This is a genomic window from Bradyrhizobium sp. Cp5.3, from assembly GCF_000426265.1.
Taxonomy (GTDB): domain Bacteria; phylum Pseudomonadota; class Alphaproteobacteria; order Rhizobiales; family Xanthobacteraceae; genus Bradyrhizobium; species Bradyrhizobium neotropicale.
Genome location: NZ_AUFA01000089.1, coordinates 1 through 8,212, shown reverse-complemented (window position 1 = coordinate 8,212; position 8,212 = coordinate 1). Strand labels below are relative to the sequence as shown.

The 8,212-nt window shown below is 58.2% G+C and carries 11 protein-coding genes; 8 read left to right on the top strand and 3 right to left on the bottom strand.

Features of this window, described 5'->3' with window-relative positions; translation table 11 throughout:
* Positions 1–362: IS66 family insertion sequence element accessory protein TnpB (tnpB, locus tag K289_RS0139660; protein ID WP_210164553.1), on the top strand; the 362-nt coding region annotated here is incomplete at its 5' end.
* Between the two features lie 74 nt (positions 363–436).
* Positions 437–2,017 carry an IS66 family transposase gene (locus K289_RS0139655; protein ID WP_027556402.1) on the top strand — a complete coding sequence of 527 codons (1,581 nt, stop codon included), beginning with the start codon at positions 437–439 and terminating at the stop codon, positions 2,015–2,017.
* Between the two features lie 82 nt (positions 2,018–2,099).
* Here the strand turns inward: K289_RS0139655 and K289_RS0139650 are convergent, their stop codons facing one another.
* Positions 2,100–2,519, bottom strand: coding sequence for a hypothetical protein (locus tag K289_RS0139650; protein ID WP_245284139.1), 420 nt, complete (start codon positions 2,517–2,519; stop codon positions 2,100–2,102).
* Between the two features lie 209 nt (positions 2,520–2,728).
* Between K289_RS0139650 and K289_RS52735 the strand changes: the two genes are divergently transcribed.
* On the top strand, positions 2,729–3,166 hold the full coding sequence (locus K289_RS52735; RefSeq protein WP_245284138.1) for a hypothetical protein: 438 nt from the start codon (positions 2,729–2,731) through the stop codon (positions 3,164–3,166).
* A 383-nt stretch (positions 3,167–3,549) separates the two neighbouring features.
* On the top strand, positions 3,550–3,993 hold the full coding sequence (locus K289_RS0139635) for a hypothetical protein (RefSeq protein ID WP_156918448.1): 444 nt from the start codon (positions 3,550–3,552) through the stop codon (positions 3,991–3,993).
* 439 nt (positions 3,994–4,432) lie between these two features.
* Here the strand turns inward: K289_RS0139635 and K289_RS47055 are convergent, their stop codons facing one another.
* Positions 4,433–4,675: a hypothetical protein gene (locus K289_RS47055; RefSeq protein ID WP_156918447.1), complete on the bottom strand. Its 243-nt coding sequence runs from the start codon at positions 4,673–4,675 to the stop codon at positions 4,433–4,435.
* A gap of 194 nt (positions 4,676–4,869) precedes the next feature.
* On the opposite strand from K289_RS47055, the gene K289_RS0139620 reads away from it, so the two are divergent.
* Together K289_RS0139620 and K289_RS0139615 are read left to right on the top strand one after the other, a co-directional pair.
* Entirely contained in the window at positions 4,870–5,214 is a 345-nt protein-coding gene (locus tag K289_RS0139620) for a hypothetical protein (RefSeq protein ID WP_027556398.1), read from the top strand.
* A 295-nt stretch (positions 5,215–5,509) separates the two neighbouring features.
* Positions 5,510–6,235 carry a sulfite exporter TauE/SafE family protein gene (locus tag K289_RS0139615; RefSeq protein ID WP_027556397.1) on the top strand — a complete coding sequence of 242 codons (726 nt, stop codon included), beginning with the start codon at positions 5,510–5,512 and terminating at the stop codon, positions 6,233–6,235.
* A 397-nt stretch (positions 6,236–6,632) separates the two neighbouring features.
* Here the strand turns inward: K289_RS0139615 and K289_RS0139610 are convergent, their stop codons facing one another.
* Complete coding sequence (locus tag K289_RS0139610) at positions 6,633–6,821, bottom strand: hypothetical protein (protein WP_156918446.1); 189 nt, start codon at positions 6,819–6,821, stop codon at positions 6,633–6,635.
* 701 nt (positions 6,822–7,522) lie between these two features.
* Between K289_RS0139610 and K289_RS0139600 the strand changes: the two genes are divergently transcribed.
* Positions 7,523–7,972: a transposase gene (locus K289_RS0139600; RefSeq protein ID WP_051311326.1), complete on the top strand. Its 450-nt coding sequence runs from the start codon at positions 7,523–7,525 to the stop codon at positions 7,970–7,972.
* Positions 7,969–8,212, top strand: a 244-nt coding sequence (tnpB, locus tag K289_RS51240) for an IS66 family insertion sequence element accessory protein TnpB (protein ID WP_035687801.1), incomplete at its 3' end; no start/stop codon positions are given. The genes K289_RS0139600 and tnpB (K289_RS51240), both read left to right, overlap by 4 nt.

The following is an 8,212-nucleotide window of genomic DNA, read 5'->3' as shown; positions in this document are numbered from 1 at the left end:
CGGGCGGTTCGCAAGGCATGATCCCGGCCGGCGTGCAGGTTTATGTCGCGAGCACACCGGTTGACTTCCGCAAGGGGGCGACCGGCTTGATGGCTCTGGTGCGGGACGGTGGTGCAGATCCGTTCAGTGGGGCGCTCTACGTATTCCGTTCGAAAAGAGCGGACCGGATCAAGGCGGTTTGGTTTGATGGCACGGGGGTATGTCTGTTCGCCAAAACGCTTGAGGAAGCGCAGTTCTGCTGGCCGCGGATTGGGCCGGCCACGGTGCAGTTGAACCATGCACAGTTGCTTGCGCTGGTCGATGGGCTGGACTGGACGAAAGTCCGACCGGTGGCTGTGAAGCGGCCGCAATCGATGGGCTGAAAAACCTGTGGCATTTTGAATCAGGGCTTTGGAAAGTTTGGGAAACCGGCCGCGAACATGCTGTGATGGCGGTGATGACGAAGGCGGTTGCGGAGCTTCCCGACGATGTTGATGCCCTCAAGGCGATCATCGTCGCCATGGCTGACCAGAGGGCGCTGCTGGAGGCACGCAACAGTCATCTCGAAGTGGCGAACAAGACGGCCGACGAGCGGATCGCGACGCTGACGGCGATCGTGAGGATGCTGGAGCGGTCGCGCTACGGCACTCGCTCGGAGCGCCTGCGCGGCGCGACATTGAGCGAGGCGCAGCACGCCTTCGTGTTCGACGAAATAAAGACCGGGATGGCAGCGATCGAAGCGGAGCTCGAAAGCGCCGTTCAGGACAAGCCGAAACGTACGCCGCGTCCGCGGAAGGGCTTCGCGGCTCATCTGGAGCGAGTTGAGATTGTCATCGAACCTGAGAGTCCCGCAGGCTGCGAAGGGCTGGAGAAGGTTCTGATCGGCGAGGACGTGTCGGAGCGTCTGGACGTGATGCCGGCGAAGTTCCGCCTGATCGTCACGCGCCGTCCGAAATACGCCTACAGGAATCGCGACGGCGTGATCCAGGCGCCGGCGCCACCCCATATCATCGAGGGCGGCATCCCCACCGAGGCACTGCTGGCCCAGATCGCCGTCGCCAAATATGCCGATGGTCTGCCGCTCTATCGGCAGGAGGCCATCTATGCGCGGGACAAGGTCGAGCTGGACCGTTCGCTGATGGCGCAGTGGATGGGCAAGGTTGGCTTCGAACTGCAGCCTCTGGCCGACTACGTTCTGGAGAAGATCAAACAGGGCGAACGAATCTTTGCCGATGAGACCACGTTGCCGACTTTGGCTCCCGGTTCCGGCAAGACCCAAAAGGCCTGGTTATGGGCCTATGCTCGGGACGACAGACCCTTCGGCGGCGCAGATCCGCCAATGGTGGCCTATCGCTTCGAAGACAGCCGAAGCGGTGATTGTGTCGCGCGTCATCTGGCAGGCTTTGGCGGCCTGCTGCAGGTGGACGGTTATGCGGCCTACAACCGGCTCGCCAAAGGCGCCGGCGCCAATGATGGCGTGACCCTGGCCGCCTGTTTTGCCCATGTCAGGAGGCGGTTCTACGAACTGCATGTGAACGAAAGCTCGCTCCTGGCGGCGCAGACGATCACGACTATGGCGGCGCTCTGGAAGGTCGAAGAGGACATCCGCGGCAAAGATCCTGCAACACGGGTGAAGGCCCGCCAGGAAAAGTCCGCCGCCATTGTCGCGAGGCTGTTCGAGCTGTGGGAAGCGGAACTGCCGCGCCTGTCGGGGAAATCAAAACTCGCCGAGGCAATCCGTTACGCTATCTCCAGGCGGGCTGCGCTCGTGCGCTTCCTGAGCGATGGGCGTGTCGAAATCGATTCCAACATTGTCGAACGCGCCATCCGACCGCAAACAATTACTCGGAAGAATGCATTGTTCGCAGGATCCGCTGGCGGTGGTCGGACCTGGGCGACCGTCGCCACACTTTTGCAGACCGCAAAAATGAACGAGGTCGATCCACACGCCTGGCTCCGGCAGACTCTTGAGCGCATCGCTCAAGGCTGGCCGATCTCGAACATCGACCAGCTCATGCCGTGGAGCTTCAAATCCTGAACGGCCTCAGCTGGCCTGCCCCATCGATCGCCGGCGACGAAGATCATATCATGACCCTGGCGTCGGCCGCTGACCGCATCCATCAGTTCGGTGGCAGCGCCTCCTGAATCTCCTGCGCCTCGCTCGCGTCGGCAAAGACCTCATCGCGGATCACGCGCAATGTCACTTGATGAAGATAGGCTTGCAGGGCCTGGTCAAGCTCGGAGAACTCCGGCCACAGAACCTGATCGAGGAACCGTTTGGGTGCGCGAACCATGACCGTGTTGCGCCGCTGCCGATAATAGCGATAGGGCTTCATGCCGTAACGCCGGCACAAGGCGAGAAACAGATGGCGTGACCATTGATCCGGCATCGAGAACTGCATCTCAATTGACGGATCTTGCCGACCAAGTTCCGTCAAACGTTCCCGCACACGCTGTAGCGCCGCTTCTGCCGCGAGCCGCTCGCCGGCCGTTCCGGCCCCCGCGAAAAGAGCCTCGATCTTCCGCAACTTCTCGCGCAACTGGGACTCAATAGACATCGGCAGGGCTCGCGGTTGAGTCTAAAAACCCCACCATTCGGCCATATCGGCGTCAATCTCCCGGGCATCGATATCCACGCCAAAAGATCGCTATCCCCAAACGGCTTCAGCTCGACGCTTACGATTGGCACGCCAATTGCTGGAATATAGCTGAAGAAGAACGCCACGATCTCGATGGTCTAGAGGTATCCATGTCAAACCCGAATTGGTTCTCCTGGTACTCTTTTCCATTCTTTGCGCCACTCAGCGGGGCAGTAAATCAGGATATCGAAACGAACGTCGTCAAAGTTTCGGAACTCCAAAAGAAGGTCTTTGAGCAGTTCAGCTTGGGCCAACAGCTCGAAGCTCTTTTCGCTGCCGTCGAAGAACTTAACCGCCGCCCCCGGATGGCGAGAGTGTCGCAGGACCCTAATGATTCGAGTTCCGGAGAGGCAATGAAACACCTCGAAGAGATGACAAAAGGCATGGAGAAAATCAAACGGCGTCACGGCGTTGTCGTCCTTGATGAAGCTGAGCGCGCACTGGAACGCCTGAAGGCCGCTAACCCTGCGCAATATGAAACATTCATCCGCGACCACGAGACCAAGCCCGGGAGCCCTGGCGAAGGCGTCAGTCCAGACCAAGGCTGATCACCTAACGGGCTATCTCAGTTGTCTCGAAGCGCGATCACCATTCGGCACCTCTCGAGGCGATCCGTTGGGACGGGTGGCCAACTGGCAGCCCATGAATTGTGGTCCGGACGACCGGTGTCATTTAAACTCTTCAGCGTGTCTGGTTGAAGACATGGATGTTCGAACTTCTACACGGGCGACGCATTCAGCCGGCACAGTGCGACGCTCAGCCTTTCCCCGCCACCAACGGGCTCGCACACCCCGTTGGTGGCGGATACGGCGAGGAGCCGGGTTATGCAAATCAGCATTCTCTTTTTTCCGCCTTCATAGAAGAGTTCCGGACGAACAGCGCCTTCGAAGGCAGATCTCTCGAGTACATGTAACAAGACAAGGAGATGGTGATGACGAAGGAAGCCGGAAGCAACGATGACATTGGCGGTGCAACAGGCGCATTTCAGGACTTTGCAAAGCGAGCCATCGGAACGCAGACGGAGTTATCGAAACGGCTTTTCGACACCTATTGGCATTGGCAGGAGCGAATTCAGATCGAATCCGCGCAGGCGATGGAGCTCTTCGGGAAGGTCACTTCTGCGAGCTCGGCGACCCACCGGATCAGTATTTTTCAAGGCTGGATCAACGACGCCACACTGCGGGTCGCGCGGGATGTGATCTATTCGATTGAAACCGCGAAATCCCTCACGAATGTCGAACTTCCGCCGTACGCCAGCCCATGGCTGCCACCCCTTGCATCGTTCAACTTGCCAGCCGGGGCTGGCGTCAATTTTCATTATGGCTCCTGGCAATTGCCGACCCTCCGGATCGAAGCAGGCCGACCACAGCGATGAAAGTTGAGCTTTCTCCTACCAGGAGCCCAATACGGAATGACGCGTTTCCATACAAGGGAACGTGCCAGCGGCACCGGACACCGCCGGCGCCGTTCTCGGAGATGGGCTGCGAAAACTTTGCAACAGCTCCGACAAGCCAGAGTTTGACGCCATGAACGCGGTCGCCAAGGCGAATGTCTACAACGTGCTCACGTAGAAAAACATAACAGCTCTGGCCGGGGATCAGGAATGATGCCGCTAACGGCAAGTGGGACTCCTTCAGCCCGACTGACGTTGACGGAACGTGGACATCCGACTTCATGCAGAAGCACTTCGCTTGATGATCGTAAATCAACCGAGTTGCATCGCGATCCATTCCTAGTAGGTGCCGATGAAGGCCAGACGCTGGCCCCTACTTGGGCGAGAATATCTGCCGGTCCCCGCTAAGCCGAGTGCTCCATTACGGAATGTACAAGACGGCAAATAGTGCGAGGGCAGCAATAGCGAGCAGCACCACGGCCTTCCTAATCAACGCACGTCTTTCGATTTTGTCGGCCGCATATCCGCAATCGCGAGCCACCTTGAGGAGGCCGTCTCGTTCGATTTCTCTCGTCGAGAGCTCAGCTTCTGCCAGGTAGATCTGCTCTAGCCGCCGAAACTCTTTCGCATTTCGCGCTCTGCGCGCACGCACGACCATACGCATTGTCCCCATCACAAACTCGTCTCAGATCGCGGCAAAGTGGAGTTGCGGTTGCGAGACGCTCCAAAGCTATCCGCAAAGTGCGCGCTGGATGTGACTGCCAGCCTACCGACTTAGGTAGTTGAGGCGGCAGTGTTACCTTAGCAAACTCCGCAGAATCTGGCTTTCATGCGGATGAGAGGCCACGAGGGACGGTGATGAGAAGGAAACAGAACGCCAAAAAAGGAGCAACGAAGAGCGGAGGAAGCCACGAATTCTTCGTGGTGAATCTGACCAAAGAAAAGCTGAAGGGGCATGTTTTGTGGAAGAGCAGCGGCGACGAGATCAAGCTCGATGTTAATGGTCTTGAGCCTGGCAAGGGCTCACTGCGAAAGCAATTTTACCCGCACTGCGGCAATCGGAACTATTGGCGCTGGTCGGAGCGAGACAGGGAGTACCAGCTGAATTGTTACGATGGCTACACATATGCCATTGTGACCATCAGCGACTACGGAATCCGTGTGCTTGCTACCGACACGAGCCCGGATACGTGGAAATGGTAGCATAGCGTCAACTCTGACGCTTTGCGTGTCTGCTTCCATTTCCAGGACGCGCTGAACGCCAGCGCATCATGAACGTCCAGAAAGAAGGAAGCGGCGGAAATCAGTCAGGACGAACTGGAGGCGCTTGCGCGACGGTTCTAGCCGACACCCTCGATAATCTCAGCAAAAGCGGGAGCAATGCTTAGGTCTTCATGCCTTAGCGGATGAATTTGATGGTCTTGTGCGGGATCCTGCAAATAGAAGGTCTCGTCACATTCTTTTCTTCAAATGAATCTGCTCGGATCTAGTCCCCACAATGCTCACAGTTTCTTTTGCCATCGTTTCCCTTCTTTACGCAACGGTGGGGCAAGCCGGAGGTACAGCGTTTCTGGCTCTAATGGCGTTCTCATCATTTCCATCGACTCAGATGCGTCCGACTGCATTGTTGCTCAACATCGTCGCCGCTACGTATTCAACGTGGCTCTTCAATCGCGGCCGCTTTGTTGATTGGAAGAAGTTGAAGCCTCTTGTAATCGCCTCGATGCCGACTGCCTTAGTTGGAGGTTTCACAGTCCTGCCTCAGCAAATTTATGATGCTGTCACCGGTGTCGTGCTTCTTGTGGCCGCGGCCATCTTGTTGTTCCGTCGAGCGAAGGGAGACATCCTAAATCGCGTCGCGCCATCTTGGGGCGCGATCGCGACAGGCGCTGGCGTCGGCATCGTTTCAGGCCTTACTGGTGTCGGCGGCGGCGTTTTCCTCGCGCCGATCCTGATCGCGATGCGGTGGGCGTCGCCCAAACAGGCCGCAGCTTTATCCGCTCCCTTCATATGGGTGAACTCCGCGGTTGGGCTAGTCGGGGCAATTTACGTCGGACAGATGCCTTCACCGCAGACCTGGCTATACGCCCTAGGCGCTTTCGCCGGGGCAATGATCGGAACCACAGTTGGTCTTCGTTGGCTATCGGAAAAGACAACGCGCTACGTCCTTGCCGTTGTACTCGGCGCCGCCGCTATCCAGCTCATCGCCTTTGCAACAAGATGAAATCGTTCAGGTCGAGATAATTCGCCGCTGCGCGAGCGTGGCCGGCAAATAGCAGCAAAGCAGATAGCTTCCGGAATACTACCGACTCTCTCTAGCGGTGGCCTATCTCGCCACAAGCAGTGAAAGCCGGCGACCTTACGAATTCCGGCTCAAGACCTGGACCGACCTAAAAGACTCCGAAGCACCTAGATGCGCCTGACACTGCGGCAGCATCGAAGTGCTGGTCCCTCCTAGCTACCCGTCTTGGAAATCTCACGTATCAGTCAAAACCTCTCGAGGCGCTAGCCGTCATAAATGGCCTGATCGGGATCAGGCCGCATGCTGTTAAACGTGGCGGTAGTCTCAATTCTGAACCGGGATAGGCATTACGTCGCCGTCGCGTTAGACCGAACGTACACTAGGGAATGTACAAAACGGCAAATAATACGAGCACGGCAAGAGCGACAATCATCAACGCCTTACTAATCAATGAACGTCTTTCGATTTTACCGGCCGCATGCCCGAAACCTCGAGCGATATTGAGTAAGCTGTCTCGTTCGAGATCTCCCGTCGAGTGCTCAGCCTGTACCAGGTAGATCTGCTCCAACCGCCGAAACTCTTTCGCATCTCGCATTCTGCGCGCGCGCCCAGTCATACGCATTGCCCCCATCACAAACGCGGCTCACGTCGTAGCGACGTAATGTCGTCGCTGTAGAATGCTCGAAGGCTATCGGGGAAGTGCGGACTGTATGTGAATGCGAGCCCCACCAAATCAGGTAGTTGAGACGACAGTGTTACGCTAACAAGCTCCTAGGACTCTGTCGCTCGCACGGAGGAGAGGCCGTGAGGATCGGTGATGAGAAGGAAAGGAAAAGCAGCGGCAACGACATCAAACCAGATGTCAATGGCCTTGAAGCCTGGCAGGGGTTCGCCGCGAAAGCAGTTTTTGTCCGCCCGAGGTGATCGGGACTATGCGCCACTTTTTGGAGCAGACAATCGAAGCGTCAGTCAAGGGTATGACACCTTGGAACTGACACAACTATTTAACGCCCTGACCGCTGAGGCAGCCGTTCTGAACGCGGCACCGGGACGTCAATAGGCACAAGATTTCGATATCGTAAAGCTCACCCTCAGAGCCTTCCATGCTGCGTGGAGCCGCCGCGATAGCTTGGTAGCCCTCGAAACGGAATGTTTGCGAACCGCTCTGCGTCGTAACCGGCATGAGGCATCCACCTCGCAATCCTTCGGCTCGCCTGCGATACAGCCTGGCATGAGCTGATCGGTAGAGGTGGCGCAATGGTAAATGCCATGCTTGATGCCAGGCAGGAAGGTGGCTCTTATCGTCGCGTCGAGGTGATCACCGGGGAGCGCCGGCGGCGACGATGGACGGGTGAGGAGAAGGCCCGGATCGTGGCGGAGAGCTTTGAGGCGGAGGCAAACATCTCCGAGGTGGCGCGGCGCAACGGCGTTTCGCGCGGGCTGCTCACGGTGTGGCGACGCCAGGTTACGGCGGCGGTGGCCGACGAGGCGCTGAACTTCGTGCCGATCCAAATTGGTGCCGAGAGCAGTGGCGGGACAGCTGGCGAGTCTGAGCGTATTTCGCCGGCACAGACGGCGTCTTTGGAGATCGCCGCGCCGCCGGCCAAGCCCTGCGGGGCGGTCGAGATCGAGTTGAATGGGGCGCGCATCCGCGTCGAGCCAGGCGTGGAGCTGGCGACGCTTTCGACGGTGCTGGCGGCGCTCCGGGGCTGCCGGTGATTGCGTTACGGTCCGACCTCAAAGTGGTGTTAGCGACACAGCCGGTCGATTTCCGCAAGTCGGTGCACACGCTGTCGGCGCTGGTGAGCGAAGCGCTGCGTGCGAACCCGTATTGCGGTGACGTCTTCGTGTTCCGCAGCAAGCGCATGGACAGAGTGAAGCTTCTGGCGTGGGACGGCAGCGGCATGGTGCTGGTGACGAAGTGGTTGCACGAGGGACGCTTCACCTGGCCGCCGATCC